This is a genomic window from Mucilaginibacter sp. P2_D11, assembly GCF_056404435.1.
Genome location: NZ_JBFUEA010000015.1, coordinates 1 through 23,958, shown reverse-complemented (window position 1 = coordinate 23,958; position 23,958 = coordinate 1). Strand labels below are relative to the sequence as shown.

Sequence of the window (23,958 nt, the reverse complement as noted above, 5' to 3'; positions counted from 1 at the left end):
AAGTATCAAACATCCCTTTTTTCTTATTAACTATTAACTGATCTTATAAAGAACTAAATACTTCTTTTTTGTAGCTATATGACGTGTGAAAATCATATTAGTTACTTAAACAACACATTTAATTTAAAGTTTTAACAAAATTTAACAAATGCAAAAAAATCCCGGCTGGTAGTACCAATCGGGATTTCGTGTTTTTATTGATAAGGTATCAACTATTTTGATGCGCCTGATACTACCATCTCTGTAATGGTTGGGTTAACACTTCCGCCCATAGGCTCTATGGTTACGGCGAAGGCATCAGCGGCGGCGATGGCTTTCATTTCTTTTACGCCAGATGTATCTATCGCGTTAGCAGAATCGAACACACCCAAATCTACGGGCTTACCCCCTACCAATGCCCAAAGCTGGTATTGATGCGAGCCGTCATGCGCGGGCAGCTTCATACTCTTTAAATCGAGTATCACCTTTTTGTTGAGCGTGTTCCAGGCAAGTGTCATGGCGGCAGTAGGTGCCTTGGCTGTACCTTTAAGGCGTAATACCCTGTAAACAGTATCGCGGTATATATCCAGTTCCTTTTCGCGGTTGTTTACGTCATTCGCAATCTTTTGCTTATCTACCTGCATGGCAGTGAGCTGCGTATTGGTATCCTGTAGCTTGCTATACAGGTTTATTAAACCATAAATGCTAATGAGCAATAAAACCAGGCAGGCCGCAAATGCATATTTAAAAAATGAGGGTTGCCTTGCGGGCATGGCTATAACATTGTCTACCTCTAAATCATCATCCTCAAATACTTCTTCGGTGCGGCTATGCGCTTTGGTAAAGATGCGGTCATCTGCCAAATTGGTGAGCAGGCTGTTCAGTATCCTGCCGCGTAAGGCCTCGGGCGGTGCAATGGCATGCAGTTCGGCATAAGCCTCCATCGAGCGTTCTATTACTTCTATCTCTGCCTTAACTTCAGTATTTTCAGCGGCCATCTTCTCCACTTGTAACTTTTCGTCGGGGCTGATGCTGCCCAGAACGTAAAGTTCCAATATCCCAGATTCTATGTACTCCTTGATGTTTTCCACTGTCAATTAAAATGTTTTCTCAGCTGCTGTATGGCCATCCTCAGGCGCGTTTTAATGGTGCCCAGCGGAACACCAAGTTCGTCGGCGGCTTCCACATGGGTGTAACCTTTAAAGTACACCAGGTCGAGGATTGACTTTTGTTCGGGCTTTAGGGTAGCAACTAGCTCCTTTATACCAAGCAACTCAGGTTTATAAACGGTATTCCTTTGTTCGTCAATGAAAGTTACGTTATTTTCAAGCTCATGGTTTTTGGCCTGGTTCTTAAAATCTTTTGAACGGATCTTGTCTATAGCCAAATTGCGGGCAATATTCACCATCCAGGTAAACAAGCGCCCTTTTTCGGCACTGTAGCCCGAAAAGGAATTCCAGATTTTTACGAAAGTTTCCTGAAGCACATCCTCAGCAACCGGGATTTCGGTAATGATGCGGGAGATTACTCCGAACAGGGATGCGGAATACATATCATACAATGCCTCCACCGCAATCTTTTCGCGGTTGCGGAGGGCAAGTATTAATTCTTCCTCGGATAGTGATATTTTTCTTTTGCGACTCAACTCCGGTGAAGATAGAAAGGATTAATTACATTTCAAATAAATGCTTTTCGGCATGGTACGACGAGCGCACCAGCGGTCCGCTTTCAACATATCTGAATCCTTTCCGTAGTCCCCACTCTTTGTAGCTGGCAAATTGGTCGGGGTGTATCCAGTCTATAACCGGGTGGTGGTTACGGGTTGGCTGCAGGTACTGGCCCAGGGTGAGGATATGCACGCCGACTTCCAGCAGGTCGTCCATGGCTTCTAAAACATCTTCTTCCTTTTCGCCCAGGCCAAGCATAATGCCCGATTTAGTACGAAGGCCGGCATCAGCTACATGGCGTAGAGCTTCCAGGCTTCGGTCGTATTTGGCCTGTATGCGCACTTCTTTAGTTAAGCGGCGAACAGTCTCCAGGTTATGTGATACCACCTCAGGCCGGGTTTCCAGCACGCGGGCCAGGTTATCCCAATTCCCGCGAAAATCGGGCAACAGCGTTTCCAAAGTAGTTTCGGGGCTTTCGCGACGGATAGCGTTGATGGTTTCGGCCCATATGATAGATCCGCCATCTTTAAGGTCATCGCGGTCTACCGACGTTATTACGCAATGTTTTACCTGCATCAGCTTTACCGAATTGGCTACGCGGTTTGGCTCGTCGGTATCAACGGTCAGCGGGCGCCCTGTTGCTACCGCACAAAACGAGCAGCTGCGGGTACAGATGTTACCCAGTATCATGAAGGTTGCCGTGCCGGCACCCCAGCACTCGCCCATGTTGGGGCAATTGCCGCTTTCGCAAATGGTGTGCAGCTTATGGGTATCAACCAGGCCGCGCACATGTGCGTATTCTTTCCCAACGGGGAGCTTAACCCTAAGCCAATCGGGCTTGCGTTGCGGCTGGTTAGCGGGCACTACAGGCAGTTCAATCATAGGTACAAAAGTAGTTAAAAACCCCCTAACCCCCTAAAGGGGGAACAGAAGTTTTACAGTAGGTTGATTTTAGTCAGAAAGACCGTGAGTCGGATAAGTCGGGAAGTCAGAAAAGCTATAACTTTAGCACACCAATTGTTCGGATAAAAAAAGCCCCTAAGAAATACTTAAGAGCTTCATCTATTTTCTGTCCTGATTCCTGGTTCTTGATTTCTTGAATCTAAGCTAACACGCTCACCGCTTCATCAACAGAGATAGCGCCGTGCGATTGATCTAATATGCATTCGCCGTTTTTTATCACCAGCATCTGTGGCGATTCATGGTGTACCTGGAAATCTTCGGCAATTTTCGCGGAAAGGTCGCGATGTTTGATGAGGTCTAAAAAGTAGAGGGGCATATCGCCGGGTAGCTCTTCCCAATCCAGCTCGAAGCGCCTTTTGGCCATCATGCTGATGCTGCAGCGGGTGCTGTGCTTAAAAATAAGGCTGTAGCCTTGTTGCTGCTTAATACTATCCAGCTGCGAAGCCGACTCCAACGATATCCATTCCATGCCGCAAAAATAAACGTATAAACTCTGTTAAAAGTAAATACAATGTAAAACTGCGTAATGTTTTAAGGTTGCGTGCTTAAAATGGCAAGCTACCTACCGGCCCCTATTGGGGTATGAGCCGTATGCCGGGCACAATTTATTTGAGCATGAGGAAAAGCCTATGCCAATTACCAGGGCCACAACAACTATGTAAAATATCTTTTTCATTTCCTGTATTTATATATCTCCCAATTATACGCTTTTAGCCACGTAATGTTGCGGCTAATTTTGCCATTTTTATGGCAGTTACAGCCGCTTCATCGCCTTTGTTGCCGTGTTTGCCGCCTGCCCTGTCGATAGCCTGTTGTTGGTTATCGGTAGTAAGCACTCCAAATATAACAGGTTTTGAATATTTTATGGCAACATTACTTACGCCATTTGCAACTGCATTGCAAATAAAATCAAAATGGCGGGTTTCGCCCTGTATTACACAGCCCAGGCATATCACCGCATCAAATTTACCGGTTTGCAAAAGCAGTTCGGCACCGCTGGTTAATTCAAAACTGCCGGGTACGGGGTAGCTGTGTATATGTTTTGGTTTTGCGCCGTATTTTATCAAACTATCGTAAGCGCCTTTATATAATGCATTGGTTATTTCGGCATTCCACTCGGCCACTACAATACCAAAAGTAAAAGGCTTTGCCGATGGTATTTCGGTAGCAGTAGAAAAATCTGAAAGGTTTTTAAGGGCAGAAGACATGGTGTTAGTTTTTGATAGTTAGAAAGGTTAAAGATGTTAAAAAAGTTAGGAATCAAATATATTTAAAAGGATAAAGGGTTAAAAAAGAAGTAACGCATTCGCAATTACAACTTTTTTAACCCTTCTAACTTTTCTAACCTCTCGGTAACCTAATTACGATTTCGCTTCGGTACGCGCTATGTAAGCATCAATGCTACGCGCTTCGTCACTTGTAGGGTAGTCGGTCTTGATTTTATTGTAGGCTTCCGCTGCCGATTTGTTATCGTTCTTGGCTTCGTAAACCAGGCCAAGCTTTTTCAGGTAAACCGGAGAAAGGAATTGGTTGTTAGCTTTATCTATCGCTTTTTTGAAGTAGGTTTCTGCTTTGTCGTAATCTTTCAATTCTACGTAAGCATCGCCTGCGCCACCAAATGCTTCGGCTGCAACCATCATGTCATCGCCACGGTAGCTATCGAAGTTATCAATCGCTTTGCGGTACTCGCCTTTATTTAAATAAGCAACGCCTAAGTAAAAATAAGCAAGGTTTGCGGTTTTGGTATTGCTGTAATCTTTAATGATCTGCTCCAAACCAGGGTAGCTGTCGGCACCTTTTATGGCTTTGTCCCAGTCTTTTCTGGTCCAGTAGTCTTGCGCTACGTGTATTTGGTTGGCTGCTTTTTCTTCGCGTGGGCCCAGGTACACTTTAAGGTAGGCAATATATACGCCTACCATCAATACGATAGCGGCTGCTATAAATAACAAGCTTTTTTGGTTCTCCTGAACAAAGCTGCCACTCTTCACTGCTTCTGTTTGCGCTGGCGTAGCCTTTGTTTTCAACTCGGTTGCTGACATCTGTATTTAAAAATTAAGTTTGCAAAACTACGGTTTTCAAAACTTTTAACAAATAATTATTTTTGGTTAGTTAAACGGTTGATTTGGTTGATTATGAGCGGGGTTGCGCACTTGTCGACTCTATGTTGTAGCAACTGATGATATTACTGAACGTGACTACTATAAAATGCACGTTGCGTTGCGTGACTTTCATCAACGCTTTCAATGCCCCAGTTTTGACCTTTAATTATTTTCTCTTGTATAGCGCACGTAAAGCTAATATTAAGGCTAAAATCCCCCAGGAAATCATCGCCATAGAAACTGATGTCGATATTTTTTGCGCTACCGGGTAATTCCGGCACAAAAACCTTCATGTGTTTCTTAAAATAGTCATATTCTCTTAAATCAAGGCCGGTACTTTTCGCATTCATACTACCATCACTGTTGCTTTTTTGGCAGATAGACAGTTCCATGCGTCGGTATTTCCAATTATTGATTTTGTCGTAAATGGGTCCGGATAAAATTAAAAGGGGCAGCAATGACCAATAAAGATATTTAAACCGAAGCCTGTGCTTAACCCTTTTTCGCATAAAGAAGTAAACCCCTATTCCAACAAACAGCATAACAGTGCCCACTATAAATGAGGAAATGATTTCAAAAAAACCCTCACCCAAATAGACATCCAATGCGGAACACGAGCAACTTGTAGCAGCTATAATGAAGTTTAGAATGTAACCCGATAAAACAAATACAATTGCGACGGGTACCGTCCTTTTGATAAAGTTTAGCATGTGATAAATTTAAGCAATCTGCATTAATTATTATGGCGTTGCCTGCGGCCCGCGCTTTCCGTTACAACTCCTCATTCCGTCCCCACTGATAGAAGTGGGGACTCCATTCCGGGGTTTCCACTGCAATCGCTAACGCGGTTTTCTCAGGATATGATAAACTACCCACCAATGAACAAATGAACCACTGAACTAATGAACCAATTGCGTAATTTTGCCATCCCATGTACCTGCAGCAGCTCTCCTTTTTAAATTTTAAGAATTATACCGAAGCCGAGCTTACCCTCAGCCCCGGCGTAAATGCTTTTGTGGGGAATAATGGCGCAGGCAAAACCAACCTGCTCGATGCCGTGCACTACCTCAGCCTCTGCAAAAGCTATTTCAATCCCATCGATAGCCAGCAGATAAAACAGGGTGCCGATTTTTTTATGGTGAACGGCGTGTTCGAGAAAAACGGCAATAAAGAAGTGGTGGCCTGCGGCGTAAAGCGCAACCAAAAAAAGCAATTCAAACGAAATAAGAAAGATTACCAGCGCCTGGCCGACCATATAGGCCTGCTGCCCCTGGTAATGGTATCGCCCTACGATATCAGCATTATTATCGAAGGCAGCGAAGAACGCCGCAAATTTATCGATAATGTAATATCGCAAACAGATAACCAGTACCTGGATGAGCTGATTGCCTACAATAAGTTCCTGGCCAACCGCAACGCCATGCTGAAACTGATTGCCGATACCGGCCGGTACGACCCGGAACTACTGGCCGTAATGGATGAGCAGCTCACGGCATCGGGCAACCGCCTGTTCCAAAAGCGCAGGGCATTTATGGAAGCGTTTACGCCGATATTCAACCAGCACTACAGCTTTATCAGCAATGGTGCCGAGCAGGTAGAACTGGTGTACGAATCGCAATTGCTGAATGATAGCCTGGCAACCCTGCTGAAGAAGAATATCGAGCGCGATCGCATACTGGAGCGTACCACCAGCGGCATACATAAAGATGATCTGCAGTTCAACATCCATGGCATGCCCATGAAAAAGTTTGGCTCGCAGGGGCAGCAGAAATCGTTTTTAATTGCTTTGAAGCTGGCGCAATACACCTTCCTCACCCAAAAAAAAGGTTTTAAACCCCTATTGCTCTTGGATGATATTTTTGATAAGCTGGATGATGGCCGCGTAACCAAGCTGATGCAGATGGTAAGCAACAACGATTTTGGGCAGGTGTTCATTACCGATACCAGCATGAGCAGGGTACAGCAGGTTTTCGAGGCAATAAAGGTGGATGTAAAATTATTTAAGGTAACGGAGGGTAATATAGATGCGTAAAGCAAACGACAAATCCATTAAGGAAGCCATTGAGCAGATGCTTAATGTGTACAAAATAAAACGCCGGTTCGATGAAACCCATGTGGTAGCCAACTGGGCTGATATTGTGGGCAAGCCCATGGCCAACCGCACCAAAGAATTATTCATACGTGATAAGAAGCTGTTCCTGCGCATCGAATCGTCTGTAGTGAAAAACGAGTTGGTAAACATGCGCAGCCAAATCATCGCCAAAATAAACGACGAGGCACACACCGTACTGGTAGAAGAAATAGTGTTTTTGTGATTACCTGCGGCCTAAGCGTATGCGGGCAGTAATACCGCGCAGGGCATCATCCATAATGTGCGAAAACGCCAGCAAAAATATACCAGGGAAGATAAAAGCAAACTGGGCTTCTGGATGGTAACGGAAAATATCTAAAGACACCAATAAAATAGTAACGATTATTATAGAATAAACGACGTATTTAAACAGGGCTCTCATGGTTCTTGCTGGGCTTATCGTAATATAACTTACAACGTAAAGCTACCAAGGAATATTGTAAAAAACAAGAGGAATTTAATAACAAAGGGCCCGCAAAAATTTGCGGGCCCTTTGCATGTATTTGGTTGTTAGAACCTTTCGAAAGCAGAGAAAAAGAAGTTGCCTTCTATATCAGCGTTCTCGTCAGAGTCTGACCCGTGCACCGCATTTGCTTCGATAGATTTGGCAAACAACTGGCGGATAGTGCCCGCTTCGGCCTTAGATGGGTCGGTTGCGCCAATCAAAGTACGGAAATCTGCAATGGCATTATCTTTCTCCAATATAGCAGCTACGATAGGGCCGGAAGACATAAAGCCTACCAGGTCGGCATAGAAACCACGCTCGGCGTGTACGGCATAAAATTCGCCTGCCTTTTGTGCGCTTAATGCGGTGTATTTAAGGGCTACTATTTTAAAGCCCGCGTTGGTAATATGGTCTAAAATAGCGCCGATGTGGCCGTTTGCTACTGCATCGGGCTTTATCATGGTAAATGTGCGGTTAGTTTTCATTTCTCAGGGTTAATCTTTTTATTATAGATTATTAAAATTGCCGCAAAAGTAGGGTTTTACATCTGAAACATAAAGCTTTTACTATTAAATAAGCTGTTTGTATTTAATTAATTTATTTAGCTTTGCAACTTCTTTTTAAAAATTGATGTTGGATTTAGCCTCGCTTACAGAACTTTTAGCTCAGCCCCAAAAAATAGTTATCACTACCCATCACAAACCCGATGGCGATGCTATGGGTTCGTCGTTAGGTTTGTATAATTATTTGGTACAGCTTGGCCACCACGCAAGGGTTATAGCACCTACAGACTACCCCGATTTTTTGGCCTGGCTTCCCGGCAACGAAGAAGTAATTATCTACACCGAGCATACCGAACAAGCCGCCGCGCTGATTGCCGATGCCGCTATCATCTTTTGCCTCGATTTCAACAGCCTTAGCCGCATAAACCAAATGGGCGAACTGGTGGGCGCCAGCAAAGCTTATAAAGTGATGATAGACCATCACCTGGAGCCGCAGGATTTCGACGATTACCGTTATTGGGACATCAAGGCCTGCGCGACTGCGCAATTGGTTTATACCTTCATCGTTAACGAGCTTGGCCGCAAAGATTTGATAGATAAAGACGTGGCCACCTGCCTGTACGCCGGCATCCTTACCGATTCTGCTTCCTTCCGCCTGCCCAATACCACATCAGATGTGCACCGCATAGCGGCCGAACTGATAGATTGCGGTGCGGTGAACTGGCGCATACACGAATTGATATACAACAGCGCATCTGAAAACCGTTTGCGCTTTTTGGGGCATTGCCTGGCCAACCGGCTGGAGATATTGCCCGAATACAATACGGCCCTAATTTCCGTTAGTAAAGCTGATCTGGATAAGTTCGGCGTAAACACCGGCGATACCGAAGGCATCGTAAATTATGCCTTATCCATGGCAACCATTAAATTAGCGGCCTTTATTGTGGAACGTACCGATATGGTAAAACTATCGTTAAGGAGTAAGGACGAATTTCCGGCCAACGAAATATGCAAAAAGTATTTCAACGGCGGCGGCCACCGCAACGCGGCGGGCGGGCAATCAAACGAAAGCCTTGAGGCCACGGTAGCAAAATTCAAAACAATATTACCTGAATATAAAAAACTATTAATACAGTAAAAACTAAAATGAGGAAAAACGTAATGTTAATTGCGCTTGCAGCTGTAGGGTTGGCAAGCTGTAAAGGTGGATTCAAACAAGCTGAAGGCGGCTTGCTTTATGATATACACGTAGATAAACCGGGCGAAACCATTAAAACAGGCGATTTTATGAGCCTGAACCTGGTGCTTAAAACCGATGGCGACTCGGTAATATTCAGCACTTACGAGCAGGGCCGCCCGGTAATAAACGCCATGCCTAAAGCGCAGAAAAAAGGCGATATCATCAGCGGTTTTGCCCTGCTTAGCGAAGGCGACAGCGCAACCATTAAAATGAGTATCGATTCGGTTTTCAAAAAAGGCCAGCCAAAACCGCCGGGCATCAAAGGCAAATACCTGGTTTACAATGTTAAGGTAGAAAAAGTAATACCAAGGGGCAACCTGAGCGAGGTTGTTTTCCAGGGCCGTATATCTGAATATATGAAAGGCCAGGCCGATGCAATTGCGAAAGCCGAGCCTGCCAAGATTAAGAAATACGCAGAGGATAATAAACTCAAAACCACTACCACCGCTTCGGGCCTAGTTTACGAAATAACCGCGCCCGGTAGCGGCGCAACCATTGCCAATGGCGATACTGCCGTAGTAAACTACACCGGTAAATTGATCAATGGCAAAATCTTCGATAGCAGCATTAAAGCTGATGCAGAGAAGGCTGCTGCAGCCAACAAACAACCGATCGATCCACGCCGCCCATTTTCACCGTTACGCATAGCCGTAGGCCAGAGCAAGGTAATAAGAGGCTGGGACGAAGGCTTGTTGTTATTGAACAAAGGCGCCAAAGCAACCTTTGTAATTCCCTCATCTTTAGGTTGGGGCGAGCAAGGCGCGCCGCCGATGATCCCGCCATTTGCCATTACCGTGTTCACGGTTGAGGTAGTGGATATTGTTCATCCAAACCCTAATGCACCAAAAGTTGCGGCACCACAACCGCCAACAATCAGATAATATTTAAGAACAGAGAAAGCCTTCCGTGTATAAGCGGAAGGCTTTTTTATGAAAAATATTTTTGCCGGATAGGGCTAACCGGCAACAGCCCGCAATACTTAAACATCCAGATGAAGAAGCTCCTCACCATCATTTTAATCCTAAGCGTTTTTACCGGCTACGCACAGGTGAAAAAAAAGCCTGCTGCTAAAGGCAAGTTGGCAAATGGCGTAACAGCCAAAAAGCCCCCCTTACCCATGATAGATGGGTTTAAACAAGCCGGTGGTGGCTTGCTTTATAATATAGTGGTAGATAAACCCGGCCCAACCATCAAAACAGGCGATTTCATGAGCATTAATCTGGTGCTTAAAACCGATGGCGACTCGGTGCTTTACAGTACCTACCAGCAAGGCCGCCCGGTATTTGCCCCAATGCCTAAACCGGAGAAGAAGGGCGACATAACCACCGGCTTTGGCCTTCTTAGCGAAGGCGATAGCGCAACCTTTAAAATGAACATTGATTCGATATTCAAAAAAGGGCAGCCAAAGCCTTCTGGCATTAAAGGCAAGTACCTTATCTACAACCTACAGGTAGTGAAAGTGATACCAAAAGGCAACCTGAGCGATGCTGTTTTCCAGGCGCGGGTATCCGAATACATAAAGGCGCAGGGCGATATCATGTTGAAAGCTGAGCCTGCTAAAATAAAAAAATACGTTGATGATAATCAACTGAAAACTACTACAACTGCATCGGGCCTGGTTTATGAGATAACCACCCCCGGCAGCGGCGCAAACATTGCCAAGGGCGATACCGCAGTAGTAAACTATACCGCTACTTTATTAAACGGCAAAATATTCGATAGCAGCATTAAAGAAGATGCCCTTAAAGCTGCCGCTGCCAACAACCAGCCGCTGGATCCCGGCCGCGCATTTACCCCGCTACGTGTTGCCGTTGGCGAAGGCAAGGTGATAAAAGGATGGGACGAAGGCATGTTATTGTTGAAGAAAGGCACCAAAGCTACATTTGTGATCCCCTCAGTGCTGGGCTGGGGCGAGCAAGGCGCCCCACCGATGGTTCCGCCGTTTGCGCCAACCGTATTTACGATAGAGGTGGTGGATATTGTACATCCTAAACCCTGAAGCGCTACACGCTGTTATGCCACTAGCGACGAGATATTTAAACATTTATAGCCTGCCCTGTATAAGCGGACGGCTCTTTAAGAAAAATAATTTTTGCCGGATAAGGCCTTTGAACACCAGCCAGCAATACAAACAAACATACAAATGAAGAAACTCCTCACCATCATTTTAATCCTAAGCGTTTTTACCGGCTACGCCCAGGTGAAAAAAAAGCCGGCTGCTAAAGGCAAGGCCACAACAGCAAAAGGCAAAACGGCCAAAAAAGGCCCGGCGGCAAAAGGGCCGATATTGGTTGCAGGCGGTTTTACCAAATTGCCCAACGGCGTGCTTTACAAAATCGTCCGGAAAAACACCGGGCCAAAAATAAAATTGAGCGATGTGGTAACCTTCCACGTTACCCAGCGTACCGATAAAGATTCGGTGCTTTTCAGCAGCTATAAAATGGGGCAGCCTGTAAAAGTGCAGGCGCAGCCATCGCGCAACGTGGGCGATCTGATGGATATTTTGCCTTTGCTGGCCGCAAACGATAGCGCCTTCGTAAAAGTGCCTGTCGATTCTGTTTTTAAAGGCATGGAAGCACAACGCCCGGCATTTTTGGCCAAAGGCGGCAATATTTTGTGCACTATCAAAATCGTTAAGATACAATCCATCGCCGATGCCATGGCCGAACGCCAGGCCGGGCTCGTCAAAATAAAAGAAGCCGAAACCGCCGATGCCAACGCTTACGTAAGCAAGCATGGCCTGGTGCTACAAACCACGGCCTCGGGCCTGCGTTATGTGATCACCAAACCGGGTACAGGGCCAAACGCCATGCCGGGCGATTCTATCGTGATACATTACGCCGGCCGCCTCACAAACGAGAGCGTGTTCGATACCAGTATCGAATCTGTAGCCAGGGCTGCAGGCACTTACCAGGAAGGTAACCCTTACCAGCCTTTAATGTTCCGCCTGGGCGTACAGCCGCTGATACAGGGCTGGGTAGAAGGCTTGCAATTGCTTAACAAAGGCGCTAAAGCTACCTTTGTTATACCATCGGCCCTGGGCTATGGCGAGCAAGGCAATGGCAACATTGCACCCTACAGCACCTTGATATTTGATGTAGAGATGGTAGATGTAGTGCCTGGCAAAGACAAGAAGTAGGCTCCCGCGCTGCTTTACAAGGCCAAAACGCCAACAAAAAAGCAGCTAACGGTAAAAATTGAATTTAATCAGCATAAAAAGCCTCCTGCAACGGAGGCTTTTTTATTTTTGCAGCATGGTATTGACAGATACGCACACCCACTTATACTACGAAACCGACGATGCAAAACGGCAGGCCCTGATGCAGCGTTGCCTGGATAGCGGCGTGCAGCGGCTGTTCTTACCCAATGTAGATGCAGCTTCTATGCCGCTGATAGCGGATTTACTGGCTGCTTACCCCGATAATTGCTTTGCCATGCTGGGGCTGCACCCCTGCTCGGTAAAGGCCGATTGGGAGCACGAACTGATGCTGATGCAGCCAGAATTGCACAAGCACCCCATATACGCCATCGGCGAGATAGGTATAGACCTCTATTGGGATAAAACCTTCTTAACCGAACAGATACAGGCTTTTAAACTGCAGATAAAATGGGCCAAGCAGCTAAAACTGCCCATCGTGATACACTGCCGCGACGCTTTCGACGAAGTGTATGAAGTATTACTACAAGAAAAAGACGAACTGTTGCGCGGTATATTCCATTGCTTTAGCGGCACGCTGGAGCAAGCCCAAAAAGTAATTGCCTTAGGCTTTTACCTGGGAATAGGCGGCGTGGTGACTTATAAAAACGCCGGGCTGGACAAAATCTTACCCGAAATCGGGTTGCAGCATATCGTTTTAGAAACCGATTCTCCGTATCTTACGCCTGTTCCGTACCGTGGTAAACCTAACGAAAGCGCTTATTTAACATACATAGCCCAAAAGGTTGCGGAGCTGCATCAAATTACCGTAGAAGAAGTGGCAAGCACCACCACCGAAAACTCAAAGAAAGTTTTTGGGGTGTAATTATTTTATTAAAGCATAAACCAAACGCATGAGCCAAATACTGATCATCTATACCGGCGGCACCATAGGTATGATGACCGACCCTGTTACCAAAACACTAGTACCCATCAATTTCGAGCAGATTATGGATAATGTGCCCGAGTTGGAAAAGCTCAACTGCAAGATAAAGGTGCATTCGTTTGAGCAGATTATCGATTCATCTAACATGAACCCCGCTGTTTGGAGCGAACTTGCCGCGCTTATAGAAGCAAATTACGACGATGTAGACGGTTACGTAATTCTGCACGGCTCCGATACCATGGCCTACACAGCATCGGCACTGAGCTTTATGTTGCAGAATTTAGATAAACCCGTGATATTCACCGGCTCGCAGTTACCTATAAGCGCCGTACGTACGGATGCCAAGGAAAACCTGATGACCGCCATCGAAATTGCCAAGGCCAAAAAGAACGACAAAAGTCGCGTTCCCGAGGTTTGTATTTACTTTGACTATAAGCTGTTCCGCGGTAACCGCGCGTTTAAATATAATTCATCCAAGTTCGAGGCTTTCCGCTCGCCTAACTACCCCATACTGGCCGAATCGGGCGTGCACCTGCGTTTCAGCGCGAACGACATCCGGCAGCCGGGCGAAGGGCCGTTAAAAGTTCATAACAACCTCGTTAGCGATGTAGCGGTGCTAAAACTTTATCCCGGTATTAGCCCCAAAGTGGTAGAAACCATTTTAGGAGCAGATGTGCGCGGCATTGTAATGGAAACTTTTGGTGCGGGCAATACTACAACAGATCAATGGTTCATCGACCTGCTGAAAGCCGCAATAGGCGCAGGAAAAGTTATCCTGGATATCTCGCAATGTAAAGTGGGCACTGTAGAGCTAGGCCGTTACGAAACCAGCAAAGAGCTAAAAGATATGGGCGTAGCCAGCGGTTTTGATATGACCTTTGAAGCCGCAGTAACCAAAATGATGTACCTCCTCGGCGAAATAGACGATCCGCAGGAAGTGAAACGCTGTTTGGAAAAAGATTTAAGGGGTGAGTTGACGGAGTCGTAGGGAAGTTTTCTTACCCATCGTCATTGCGAGGCACGAAGCAATCTCCCGGCAAGCGGGGCGGATCTGCAAAGCTGCTCTTCCTACGTAGAGATTGCTTCGTGCCTCGCAATGACGATTTTTATAAACGGCACCCGCCTCCTAAAATATCCTTTGCCTTATCGCCTCCATAAAGCTCTCTCGAAATTTATCGCTCACCGGTATCTGCTTGCTGCCGATGTAAATGTGGTTGTCCTGTATTTTATTAAGCTGTTTAGTATTTACGATATACGAGTTATGCACCCGCACAAAGGGCTGCGGCAATTGCTCTTCAATATCCTTTAGTCTGCGGTATATCAGCAATTCCTCAGCGCCTGTTACCAGGCGCACGTACTCCTTCTCTCCTTCAAAGTATAGTATCTCATCCAGCAATATCTTGCGCAAGGTCTTGCCGCTTTTAAAAAAGAAGTAGTCTGGCTCCGGCTTGATAGCGGCTATTTCTGCAGGCGGCACGGCCGTTTTTCCAAAACTAGCCTCTATTTTCTGGGTGGCAGCCAAAAAGCGTTTCAGGGTAATGGGTTTCAGCAGGTAATCTATCGTTTGGTAAGCGTAACTTTCGGCGGCATGCTCGGCATAGGCCGTGGTGAATACTATTTTGGTGTCCTTCGGCAACAGTCCGGCTAGTTCCATGCCGGTAAGGTGCGGCATGTTTATATCCAGGAAGATGAAATCTACCTTGTGGCTCTTCATAAATTCTATCGCCTCCAGCGCGTTATAGCACTTGCCCAATAGCTGCCATTGGGTGGTTTGGCCAATAAGCACCTCCAGCAGGTTTACCGCATTAGGTTCATCGTCTATAATAATGCACTTCAGGCTCATGGCAGCGGTATATTTAAGCGGGCATGGTAAATATCGCCATTATTTTGGGTAGTCAGTTCAAAATCATCCTTATACAGTAGTTCCAGCCGTTTGCGTAGGTTGGCAATACCGAAGCCTGTTGAGGCAGCGTGCGGCGGTACCTGCGGCATGGTGTTTTCCGTAGTGAATATCAGTCGGCCGTCGTCCTGCAGCAATGAGATGTCAATCCTATTATCTGTACTGGATTTATCGATGCCGTGCTTAAAAATATTCTCCACAAAGGTCATCAACAACATAGGTGGGATGCTAAGCGAGGCATCGCAATGTTTTTCGAATTTGATGCGGATATCGTAGCGGATCCGGATTTTTTCCAGTTCGATGTAGTTTTCGATGAATTGTATCTCGGTACCTATAGATACCACCTGTTTTGGGCTTTCGTCTACAAAATAGCGCATGATGTTGGATAGCTGCTCTATGAGTCCCGCCGTGCGCGGCGCTTCCAGGTACGCCTCGTAATAAATATTATTGAGCGTATTGAACAGAAAATGTGGCTGCACCTGCGATTTAAGCAGGTTGAGCTCGGCCTGCGTTTTTTGGGCTATGATTTCGTCTGATTGCCTTTTCAGTTCGAAATAGGCTATCGCGATGCGGAAGATAAAACTGAGCAGGAAGATAAGCACGCCGCCTACAATGAAGCTTGATAACACCTTAAAGGTCATCGCCTCGGGCTTCAACGCAAAAAAAGTATTGTAAACGGTAAGTGTAACAAACCCACGTGTGATACCCACCGAAAACAGGAACGCGATAACGGCCAATACGTACCAAACGATATAGCCCCGCTGGTACAACCGCGGGAACAGCCACAGGATATTGCCGTAAATAATTGTTGCGTAAAAAGCCGTATAGATAATTGCGTAGGCAAAGGCCTGGCCAAAGCTATCCATAGGCAGTAGCGAAAGCATAATCACCACGAACACCGATACCCAAACCGCCTGCTGCAGTTGGATGGCGGTAAGCTTTCCCGAGGATAATTTCATGCTTAAAAATACGAAGCTTTTTGGTGCGGGGCTATTGTTTTAAACCGATGGGCTTATTTATTCAACCAATAACCTGTTTTTCTTCATGGTTTGGCTAATCGTGCGTTTTGTTGCTGGTTTGGCAAATATTGAATAAAGCCCCTCAACGGCTAAATATAGCAGGCACTGGGTTGAAATAGTTTCGGCACCTGCCCGCCCCGCCGCTCCTTTGTTATCAATAAACAAAAACGCAATACCATTATCATCAATAACATGAAAACAAACTGCACCACCCCGGCTATAATCGTCAGCCTGCTCGCCTTATTTTTATCTGCGCAGCCCAAATACGCGCTTGCTCAAAAAGTTGATACCATCCGCCTGAAAGATAACCGGTTGAACACCGCAAGCCTGAAACCCGGGCTGCGCCAGTATGCAGTCTACTTCCAGACCCCTAAAAGCCCTAAGGTGCTTAAATTTTGGCTCTGGCTGCGCGATACCAAAACCGGCACCCAAAACGGCCAGAAAGTATTCATCACCACTCAGCATTGGTTTGGCGGCGATACCGCAAGCTACCGCACAGTTTATTCGGTAAACAAGGCAAACGATTTCTCGCCTATCTACCATTCAGAAACCATTAACGGCAAAAACAAATCGTTCAACTGGGGTAGCGACAACATTACGGGTGCCGATACCGTTGCTGCCAACACCGCCAAAGCCTTCGAGCTCGATTTTGCAGAACCCTGCTACAATTGGAACCTGGATATGGAAACCTTCGAGATGCTACCGCTGGCTGCCGGCAAAACCTTCGCCATCAACTTTTACGATGCCGGTTTCGGCAAGCCCGAATATGAACTCTATAAAGTCATCGGCAGCGAAGTGATTACCACACTGGATAACCAAAAAGTTGACTGCTGGAAACTGTTCTACGAAAGCGATAACGCCGGCCGCCATGCTACCGAAACCTTCTGGATAAGCAAAAAGAATCACGAGTTTTTGAAAGAGGAGGATAACTTTGCAGGCATGTACCGTTACAAAGTGAAGATGCCGGCCGGTTCGCCCAACATTTTGGATAAGTTAACAAAATAAGCACCGCCCTACCGGTACCCATCTGAAAAATTATACGGGCTGCCCTTGGGCGGCCATTTTTTGTTATCGGCGCCAACTTTTATGCAGCCCTAGTTGTAATATCTTTGTGAGAGGAACAAATTTGCTCCCGACTTGCCAATACTTAAAAACATAAACCATACAGCTATGCCAAACACAGAGATGATTTTTACGCAGGACCTGCCCAACAAAAAAATTCATGTATCAAGGGATTTTGCTGCCCCATTAACTGATGTTTGGACGGCCTGGACTGAAGCCCAGCTGCTTGAAAAATGGTGGGCACCACGCCCCTACCGTGCCATAACCAAAGTGATGGATTTTAGGGAAGGTGGCATGTGGATTTATGCAATGACAGGCCCGCAGGGCGATGCGCAATTGTGCAAGGAGGTTTTTAAGACCATTACCATAAAGGATAGGATAACCAACGCCGTAACTTTTTGCGATGAGGACTATAAAGATAATCCCAATTTCCCGGTGACGTATTGGAACAAAGGATTCGCGGCTAAGGGCGAGGCTACCACGGTGGATATAGAGATACGCTTCGATTCGGAGGCCGACTTGCAGACCATCATCGGCATGGGCTTCAAAGAAGGCTTCAGCATGGGTATGGGTAATCTGGATGAATTGCTGGCGGGGAAATAAGGATTAAGGACCGCTGACTAATTAGCCCGCATAGCGGACGGTAAATATTGTTTCGATGAAAATCAGTAAATATGAATTACAGGATATCATTCTCGGAAATGAACAAACGGGCTCAGGCAGCCATCTCCAAACAGCCTAATACCTCTTTAGAAGATATGCGGAAGCAAGTAGCCCGGCTGAAAAACAGCAGCGTTTCAAAGAAAAAGAAGCAACAACACTCTTAACTGCTATCGGGCGGGAAGCTTTTTATTTTCGTCGCCGCAGGGGGCTCTCAATAGATTTAAGTTAACCCATAAAATATTGTGCCTGAAAAGACATCCCTATTGCATACTTAATATCATAAAACGTTGCGATGGAACGTAAATGGGCGGTTTAAATGGGTCTACCCATAAGCCATCCCGAAGAGACGAAGAAGGTAAATGTGTATCCCTTCGGGATACCTTATGGGTAGAAAAAAGTAAGATATAAAAGCGCGTTCCATGGGAACGCTTTATGGGTTCTCACGACTTTTTTGTGCGCAGATTTTATGGGTTAACTTAAATCTATCAAGAGACCCTGCGCCAATAGGAAGCAGGAAATCAAAAAATAAAATAAATCCTTATCCTCGCATAGGGGTAACAGTCTGCATCATTGTAATACGTGTATAAAACAAAAAATACACGCAATGATGATAGCATTACTTACATGGCTTTTTAAGAAATACGCCATGCCGGCAATAGGCCGATACAAGGGGAACAGGGCAGTAAAGCTCGCACGCAATACGGCTGGCTGCTTGTTGCTGCTCGCACATCCCGGTACCGCTTCCGCGCAGGAACAAACCGTAAAATACAATATACTGCACAGTGGCAAGGTGGTGGGCCATCTGGATTTTTACCAGCGGCGCGATGGCGAGAGCCTGTACCTCAAGATGATATCCGAAGTGAAGATGCGCTTTATCTTCAGCATAAAAGTTAATTGCAACGAGGAGTCCACCTTCCAGAATGGGCGGTTGGTAAATTCGCACGTGCTACGCAACGTAAACGGCAAAGAAAAAGCCAACAGGCAAACCATAGCCACAGGCAATGCCTACCAAACCATTGCTGAGGGCAAAAACGGTACGCTTAACCAAAACATCAGCACCAACCTGATGCTGCTATACAACCACGAGCCTGCCGATAACGCGCAGGTGTATTCTGATAACTTCCAGCAGTTTTTGCAGGTAAAGAAAACCGGCAGCCACGTTTACCGCATAGACCTGCCCGACGGCAACTACAATTATTACACCTACGCCAACGGCATCTGCAGCAAGGTGGATATACATCATTCGCTTTATACTATTCAGATACAGCTGGCGTAGCTATCTGAACTCGAATTAAACGAATTAATGGAATTTTACAGAATTTGAATATTCCCTTACATCCTGTCAATTTCAAAAATTCCATAAAATTCGAGTTCAGACAATCCAGACAACCCCTATCTTTAGCGCAAATTATAAGCCGCTAAAGGGTGGAATACAGCGACAGCACGGTTATTGCTTTACTGAAAGAGGGCAGCGAAAAGGTGTTTGAATGGGTGTTTAAAACTCATTTTAAAAGCCTGCACGCTTATGCCTATGCTTTTTTGAAGGATGACGAACTGGCCGAAGAAGTAGTGCAGAATATTTTTTGCCGCGTATGGGAAAAAAGGGAGCAGCTGAAAACCGATGGCTCTATAAAGGCATACCTGTACCGGGCCGTGCATAACGAAAGCCTCAACTACATCAAACACCAAAAGGTTAAGGCCAATTTCGAGACCTATTATAGCGGGCAAATGGAAGAGCAAAACGAGCATGCATCAGACAAGGTAATGACCGGCGAACTGGAAAGCCGCATACGGCAGGCCATGTTGGAGTTGCCCCAGCAATGCCGCATTATTTTCCAGATGAGCAGGTTCGAGGCTTTGAAATACCAGCAGATTGCCGACCAGATGGGCCTATCGGTAAAAACCATCGAAAACCAAATGGGCAAGGCCCTGAAGCTGATGCGACTTAAGTTGGCCGAATTTTTAACGCTGATGTTTTTTATATGGATAAACCGATAGCAGATGAGTAAGCAACACAGCCATATAAACGACGATTTGCTGGTGAAACACCTGGCTGGCGAAGCTACGCCTGCCGAAGCCGCCGAAGTGGAAGCCTGGCTGGCCGCCGACATTGCAAACACAGCGCATTACGCCCAACTGAAACGCATATGGGACGAGAGCCTGGCCCTTGCGGCTAAAAGTAGCGTGGATGAAGATGCTGCTTACGCCCGCCTGCAAAACCGCATCAAAAACATGCCCGCAGCTGGCGATGCGCAGGTTGTGCCGCTCCAAACTAAAAAAAGAAACTGGCTTGCGATGGCTGCATCCATAATAGTGCTTTGCACTGTAGGGTATTTTGCGCTTAATTATTTAAACGATGGCTCGAAGGTGGTAACCGTTGCGAGTAATAACGCGGTGCTGCCAGATACGCTGTCTGATGGCTCGGTGGTTACGCTGAACAAGTCCTCGGTTTTATCCTACCCGCAAAAATTCAGCGGCAGCCAACGGAACGTAAGCTTGCAGGGCGAGGCCTTTTTTAATGTTACGCCCGATAAAACCAAGCCATTTATTATTAAGGTAAACGATGTAACCATTAGGGTGGTTGGTACGTCTTTCAATATAAAAAGCAGGGATGGCAAAACCGAAGTAATCGTAGCTACCGGCATAGTGAGTGTGGCCAGGAGCCGCGACAGCATCAACCTTAACCCAGGCGAAAAGACCGAGGTAGGCAGCAGCAAAGCCAGGTTGAGCAAGCAAAGTGTAAAAGGTAAGCTATACAGCTATTATGTAAACCACGAGCTGGTGTGCGACCAAACCCCGCTTGCCGAACTGGTGCCCGCGCTCAATTCCATTTATGGTGCGCATATCGTCATCGAAAACAAAGCGCTGGAGCAATTACCTATTACCACGGTTTTCAGGGATCAATCGCTGGAGCAGGTGCTGATGGTGGTGCAGGAAACATTCAAGATAAAGGTAGAGCGTAAAAACGGGCAGATCATCCTCAAATAAATACCATCTATTACCTTAATACATGCTGCTACCGAAGCGTTTGCTGTTTTTTATCGCCTGTGTTGTTCCCCTGGCCCTAAGTCAGCGGTTATGCGCGCAATCATTGCTGGGCCGCAGTATCTCCATCCATATAAAAGACAGGCCGGTAGGCTTAATGCTGAAAACCATCGAAGAAAAGGGTAAATTCTTCTTTTCGTACAATAGCAACCTGCTCAAAGCCGATAGCCTGGTGAGCCTGGACGCTGATAACTGGACGATAAAAGAAGTGCTGGACAGGTTACTGATGCGCCGTTTCGAATATAAAGAAGCGACTGATTTCATCATCCTGCGGTATGCGCCCCTGCAGCTTAACCTGCTTGCCGATAAAACCGCCACCGAGGGCGAAGAATTCGTTATCAATGGTTTTATTGCAGACGAACATAGCGGCAAAAAACTACCCAATGCCACCGTTTACGAGCGAAACATTTTGCAAAGTACCCTTACCGATGCCAATGGTTTTTTTGAACTGAAACTACGGGATGCGGGCAACCAGGTGCAACTCACCATCAGCAAGGAATTGTATAAAGATACCACTATTACTTTCCTGCGCGATGTAGACGTGCACCGCGTTACAGGTAAAAGCGTACTGTACTACGCTTTGAATGACGACCCGGAGGGGATAGAGACCACGTCGATAGGTAAGCTCGTCCTGTCCACCAAACAAAAAATACAGGCAGCCAATTTAAAGGGACTGATAGCCAATGCGCCGTTTCAGGCATCGGCTATACCCAACGTAAGCACCCATGATGCCATGAACGGCCAAATTGTGAACACGGTATCATTGAACGCCGTTGGCGGTTACAACGCCGGCGTTGATGGTGCCGAGATAGGTATTATTTTTAATTTAGATAAGGGCAACGTAAAGAGTTTCCAGTTTGCCGGGGCGTTTAATATAGTGGGCGGCAATGTTGGCGGGATGCAGATAGGCGGGCTTTACAATAACGTATTGGGCAGTGTGAATGCGGTACAATTAGCCATTTTGCATAATAGCGTAAAGCGCAATTTAAACGGCGTGCAGATGAGTTTATATAACCATGTGCGCGGCGAGGTATCGGGCGTGCAGGTGGCGCCGCTAGGCAATATCGCCAATAAGAACGTAAGCGGTATACAGGTGGCTGCCATAGGCAACGTGGCGGGCAGTAAATTCGAGGGCATACAGTTGGGCGGCTTATTCAATTACGCCAAAAATCTGCGCGGGCTGCAGCTCGGGCTAATCAATATTGCGGATACTTCGCGCGGTTTCAGCGTAGGGTTGATTAATATCGTACGGAACGGCTACCATAAAATTACCCTTAGCGCAAACGAAACGCTGGATGCCAACCTCACCCTAAAATCGGGCAGCGAAAATTTTTATACCCTATACACCAGCGGCGCAAGGCTACGCCAAAACGCCAGGATATACGGCATAGGGATGGGCTTCGGCACCGTTTTGGGCATTGGCAAATGGCTCAATTTTAACCCTGAGTTGAGCAGCCGCTACCTTTACCAGGGCACCTGGCATTATACCAACCTGCTTACCCGGTTTGATGCTAACATCAATATCCGGTTGGGCAAAGGCATCGCAATCATCGGCGGGCCATCGGCAAACTTGTACTACACCGGGCAGCATAATGCCATAAAGGGCTATGCCTTGCTGCAGGATTTGCACCCCAAATTCAACCCGGCTAAAAACGCCAACTGGTTTATGGGATGGAATGTTGGGCTGAATTTCTTTTAGGCAATACGTAGCGCGGTGAGATTATTAAGGATTCTCATCGAAGCTTTTCATGCCAAATAAAAGCTGGAATTTCCTGGAAATTTATAGCTGCGGCAGGTGCGATTTATTGGAAAAAGCTGGAAATTTTTTTTGGCCCGTAAACGCACGATTTAGTCAAACACAGCCATTCCATGCAAATTTCGCCCTTTTTATGATTGCAAGGAAAAAGCCATAAAAAGCGCCAAAAAACTCCGAAAAACTCGGATTTTCTCGGATTTTTTACGGTATTTTTGAAAATTTAAGCCAGTGGCAGAGTCGACAGACCGGCATGTATTCATTTCGCGAAAGGGCAAAATTCCACCGGATTTGTCCAAATTTCCACAAAATAAAACTGGACAAAAAACCTGTTCAATCCTCCCAATCCTCATCCTTTATAATCCGGTGGTTTAACAATGCCCTGATCAGTGCGTCAGCCGTGAAATCTCCCGTCAGGTCGAAACAGATGCTGCAATAACCATAACTCACGCTGCACAGCCCCGGCTCAAAATCGAACCTCAACCCGCAAAACCTGCCCGATGTTACCGTTAGGGTATCGCCATCCAACACTTCAAAGGTGTTGCGCATGCTGCCAAAAAAACCGCACAGGCCTTTGATATGCCCGTGTGCGTGTATCGACCTTACCATCATCCCTTCAGCTTTACTTCTAAAACCAGTATCTTCATATACCCTTAATACAACCGGGCTGGCTTCTACCCCTATCACCCCAGTGAAAATATTTTACGAAGATGGACGCATTAATGCGCTTTAAATCAGTATCATTGCTAAACCAATTAAAACCTCAACCAGATGAAATTTTACATCGAAGTATGGTCGGCCAAGCAAGCCTGGCTTGATTTAAGTATCGAAGAACGTGGCGCATACATGGGCCAGGTAGGTCCTGCTATACAGCAAATGCTGGAGCAGGGCGTAGAAATCATAACCTGGGGCGAAAACGATGCCGACACGGTTGAGCGCCTCGGCCACGATTTTTTCGCGGTATGGAAATTCCCTACCGATGAGCTGGCCAAATCCTTCGAGGCATTGGTAACCGGCGCAGGCTGGTACAATTATTTCGATCAGCTAAACCTCAAAGGCAATGCAGCAAGCCCAACGGATATCATTGGCAAACTCATCAATATTTAACCCTTGCTAAACTTTCCGGCGGTTTTTAATTGTGAGTTAGGGTATTTTGCGCAGGGCAAACGCATTAAAATAATTCACAAATCCTGGCTTTAGTAAACAGCTGATTATTAGACATTTAAGTTGTTTTTTCTATTTATTTTTTGTATATTTATCTGACAATCAGATGGATACAAAAAACAGCACAAGCAGCATTTTTGCTTATTTCAGCGAGATGCAGGATTTTCGGATAGACAGGAAGAAGCGGCACCTACTTACGGATATCATCACGATAACAATCGCGGCAGCTTTATGCGGCATTGA

Annotated in this window: 28 protein-coding genes; 16 read left to right on the top strand and 12 right to left on the bottom strand. The window is 46.2% G+C overall.

All coding sequences use genetic code 11. The features are described from left to right. Nucleotides 1-212: 212 nt before the first annotated feature. From AC1DXC_RS21425 to AC1DXC_RS21395, 7 genes are all read right to left on the bottom strand, one after another. A complete protein-coding gene (locus AC1DXC_RS21425) occupies nt 213-1,070 on the bottom strand; it encodes an anti-sigma factor (RefSeq protein ID WP_477461230.1) in 858 nt (285 codons plus the stop codon). A 2-nt stretch (nt 1,071-1,072) separates the two neighbouring features. Further along, complete coding sequence (locus tag AC1DXC_RS21420) at nt 1,073-1,624, bottom strand: RNA polymerase sigma factor (RefSeq protein WP_477461229.1); 552 nt, start codon at nt 1,622-1,624, stop codon at nt 1,073-1,075. Between the two features lie 25 nt (nt 1,625-1,649). Further along, entirely contained in the window at nt 1,650-2,528 is an 879-nt protein-coding gene (gene lipA, locus AC1DXC_RS21415) for a lipoyl synthase (protein ID WP_477461228.1), read from the bottom strand. A 220-nt stretch (nt 2,529-2,748) separates the two neighbouring features. After that, nucleotides 2,749-3,078 (bottom strand): bacillithiol system redox-active protein YtxJ, encoded by a 330-nt coding sequence (gene ytxJ, locus AC1DXC_RS21410; protein WP_477461227.1) that lies wholly within the window; start codon nt 3,076-3,078, stop codon nt 2,749-2,751. A gap of 241 nt (nt 3,079-3,319) precedes the next feature. Next, a complete protein-coding gene (ribH, locus tag AC1DXC_RS21405; protein WP_477461226.1) occupies nt 3,320-3,817 on the bottom strand; it encodes a 6,7-dimethyl-8-ribityllumazine synthase in 498 nt (165 codons plus the stop codon). 153 nt (nt 3,818-3,970) lie between these two features. Beyond that, nucleotides 3,971-4,648, bottom strand: a complete 678-nt coding sequence (locus tag AC1DXC_RS21400; RefSeq protein ID WP_477461225.1) for a tetratricopeptide repeat protein — start codon at nt 4,646-4,648, stop codon at nt 3,971-3,973. A gap of 143 nt (nt 4,649-4,791) precedes the next feature. Beyond that, nucleotides 4,792-5,418: a hypothetical protein gene (locus AC1DXC_RS21395; protein ID WP_477461224.1), complete on the bottom strand. Its 627-nt coding sequence runs from the start codon at nt 5,416-5,418 to the stop codon at nt 4,792-4,794. A gap of 221 nt (nt 5,419-5,639) precedes the next feature. Between AC1DXC_RS21395 and recF the strand changes: the two genes are divergently transcribed. Both recF and AC1DXC_RS21385 read left to right on the top strand, forming a co-directional pair. Next, on the top strand, nt 5,640-6,740 hold the full coding sequence (gene recF, locus AC1DXC_RS21390) for a DNA replication/repair protein RecF (protein WP_477461223.1): 1,101 nt from the start codon (nt 5,640-5,642) through the stop codon (nt 6,738-6,740). Further along, a complete protein-coding gene (locus AC1DXC_RS21385; protein ID WP_477461222.1) occupies nt 6,733-7,023 on the top strand; it encodes a DciA family protein in 291 nt (96 codons plus the stop codon). Before recF ends, AC1DXC_RS21385 begins: the two co-directional genes overlap by 8 nt. Here the strand turns inward: AC1DXC_RS21385 and AC1DXC_RS21380 are convergent, their stop codons facing one another. Continuing rightward, nucleotides 7,024-7,221 (bottom strand): hypothetical protein, encoded by a 198-nt coding sequence (locus AC1DXC_RS21380; protein WP_477461221.1) that lies wholly within the window; start codon nt 7,219-7,221, stop codon nt 7,024-7,026. It abuts the gene before it with no gap. A 128-nt stretch (nt 7,222-7,349) separates the two neighbouring features. Then, nucleotides 7,350-7,769 carry a nucleoside-diphosphate kinase gene (locus tag AC1DXC_RS21375; protein ID WP_477461220.1) on the bottom strand — a complete coding sequence of 140 codons (420 nt, stop codon included), beginning with the start codon at nt 7,767-7,769 and terminating at the stop codon, nt 7,350-7,352. A gap of 145 nt (nt 7,770-7,914) precedes the next feature. On the opposite strand from AC1DXC_RS21375, the gene AC1DXC_RS21370 reads away from it, so the two are divergent. The 6 genes from AC1DXC_RS21370 to AC1DXC_RS21345 all read left to right on the top strand — a co-directional run bounded on the left by AC1DXC_RS21370 (nt 7,915) and on the right by AC1DXC_RS21345 (nt 14,097). After that, nucleotides 7,915-8,925, top strand: a complete 1,011-nt coding sequence (locus tag AC1DXC_RS21370) for a DHH family phosphoesterase (protein WP_477461219.1) — start codon at nt 7,915-7,917, stop codon at nt 8,923-8,925. Nucleotides 8,926-8,933: 8 nt separating this feature from the next. After that, nucleotides 8,934-9,908, top strand: coding sequence for an FKBP-type peptidyl-prolyl cis-trans isomerase (locus AC1DXC_RS21365; RefSeq protein ID WP_477461218.1), 975 nt, complete (start codon nt 8,934-8,936; stop codon nt 9,906-9,908). Between the two features lie 110 nt (nt 9,909-10,018). Then, the gene (locus AC1DXC_RS21360) at nt 10,019-11,026 is read left to right on the top strand and encodes an FKBP-type peptidyl-prolyl cis-trans isomerase (RefSeq protein ID WP_477461217.1); all 1,008 of its coding nucleotides are present in this window, start codon (nt 10,019-10,021) and stop codon (nt 11,024-11,026) included. Nucleotides 11,027-11,170: 144 nt separating this feature from the next. After that, on the top strand, nt 11,171-12,166 hold the full coding sequence (locus tag AC1DXC_RS21355) for an FKBP-type peptidyl-prolyl cis-trans isomerase (RefSeq protein WP_477461216.1): 996 nt from the start codon (nt 11,171-11,173) through the stop codon (nt 12,164-12,166). A 115-nt stretch (nt 12,167-12,281) separates the two neighbouring features. Next, complete coding sequence (locus AC1DXC_RS21350) at nt 12,282-13,049, top strand: TatD family hydrolase (protein ID WP_477461215.1); 768 nt, start codon at nt 12,282-12,284, stop codon at nt 13,047-13,049. Between the two features lie 28 nt (nt 13,050-13,077). Then, nucleotides 13,078-14,097: an asparaginase gene (locus tag AC1DXC_RS21345; protein ID WP_477461214.1), complete on the top strand. Its 1,020-nt coding sequence runs from the start codon at nt 13,078-13,080 to the stop codon at nt 14,095-14,097. Nucleotides 14,098-14,235: 138 nt separating this feature from the next. On the opposite strand, the gene AC1DXC_RS21340 is transcribed toward AC1DXC_RS21345, so the two are convergent. Both AC1DXC_RS21340 and AC1DXC_RS21335 read right to left on the bottom strand, forming a co-directional pair. Further along, nucleotides 14,236-14,952, bottom strand: a complete 717-nt coding sequence (locus AC1DXC_RS21340) for a LytR/AlgR family response regulator transcription factor (RefSeq protein ID WP_477461213.1) — start codon at nt 14,950-14,952, stop codon at nt 14,236-14,238. Beyond that, a complete protein-coding gene (locus tag AC1DXC_RS21335; protein ID WP_477461212.1) occupies nt 14,949-15,968 on the bottom strand; it encodes a sensor histidine kinase in 1,020 nt (339 codons plus the stop codon). The genes AC1DXC_RS21340 and AC1DXC_RS21335 overlap by 4 nt, the downstream gene beginning before the upstream one ends. 252 nt (nt 15,969-16,220) lie before the next feature. Between AC1DXC_RS21335 and AC1DXC_RS21330 the strand changes: the two genes are divergently transcribed. The 6 genes from AC1DXC_RS21330 to AC1DXC_RS21305 all read left to right on the top strand — a co-directional run bounded on the left by AC1DXC_RS21330 (nt 16,221) and on the right by AC1DXC_RS21305 (nt 22,497). Then, entirely contained in the window at nt 16,221-17,033 is an 813-nt protein-coding gene (locus AC1DXC_RS21330; RefSeq protein ID WP_477461211.1) for a DUF3108 domain-containing protein, read from the top strand. Nucleotides 17,034-17,198: 165 nt separating this feature from the next. Next, nucleotides 17,199-17,693, top strand: a complete 495-nt coding sequence (locus AC1DXC_RS21325; RefSeq protein WP_477461210.1) for an SRPBCC family protein — start codon at nt 17,199-17,201, stop codon at nt 17,691-17,693. A gap of 664 nt (nt 17,694-18,357) precedes the next feature. Beyond that, the gene (locus AC1DXC_RS21320) at nt 18,358-19,029 is read left to right on the top strand and encodes a DUF6134 family protein (RefSeq protein WP_477461209.1); all 672 of its coding nucleotides are present in this window, start codon (nt 18,358-18,360) and stop codon (nt 19,027-19,029) included. A gap of 149 nt (nt 19,030-19,178) precedes the next feature. Further along, entirely contained in the window at nt 19,179-19,751 is a 573-nt protein-coding gene (locus AC1DXC_RS21315; RefSeq protein WP_477461208.1) for an RNA polymerase sigma-70 factor, read from the top strand. Between the two features lie 3 nt (nt 19,752-19,754). Then, nucleotides 19,755-20,741, top strand: a complete 987-nt coding sequence (locus AC1DXC_RS21310; protein WP_477461207.1) for a FecR domain-containing protein — start codon at nt 19,755-19,757, stop codon at nt 20,739-20,741. 22 nt (nt 20,742-20,763) lie between these two features. Continuing rightward, on the top strand, nt 20,764-22,497 hold the full coding sequence (locus AC1DXC_RS21305) for a peptidase associated/transthyretin-like domain-containing protein (RefSeq protein WP_477461206.1): 1,734 nt from the start codon (nt 20,764-20,766) through the stop codon (nt 22,495-22,497). A 387-nt stretch (nt 22,498-22,884) separates the two neighbouring features. Here the strand turns inward: AC1DXC_RS21305 and AC1DXC_RS21300 are convergent, their stop codons facing one another. After that, the gene (locus tag AC1DXC_RS21300; protein ID WP_477461205.1) at nt 22,885-23,163 is read right to left on the bottom strand and encodes a hypothetical protein; all 279 of its coding nucleotides are present in this window, start codon (nt 23,161-23,163) and stop codon (nt 22,885-22,887) included. Between the two features lie 159 nt (nt 23,164-23,322). Here AC1DXC_RS21300 and AC1DXC_RS21295 point away from each other — a divergent pair, with 159 nt between their 5' ends. Together AC1DXC_RS21295 and AC1DXC_RS21290 are read left to right on the top strand one after the other, a co-directional pair. After that, nucleotides 23,323-23,658 carry a DUF6616 family protein gene (locus tag AC1DXC_RS21295; protein ID WP_477461204.1) on the top strand — a complete coding sequence of 112 codons (336 nt, stop codon included), beginning with the start codon at nt 23,323-23,325 and terminating at the stop codon, nt 23,656-23,658. A gap of 163 nt (nt 23,659-23,821) precedes the next feature. Then, a partial coding sequence (locus tag AC1DXC_RS21290) for a transposase family protein (RefSeq protein WP_477459078.1) occupies nt 23,822-23,958 on the top strand: 137 nt, incomplete at its 3' end.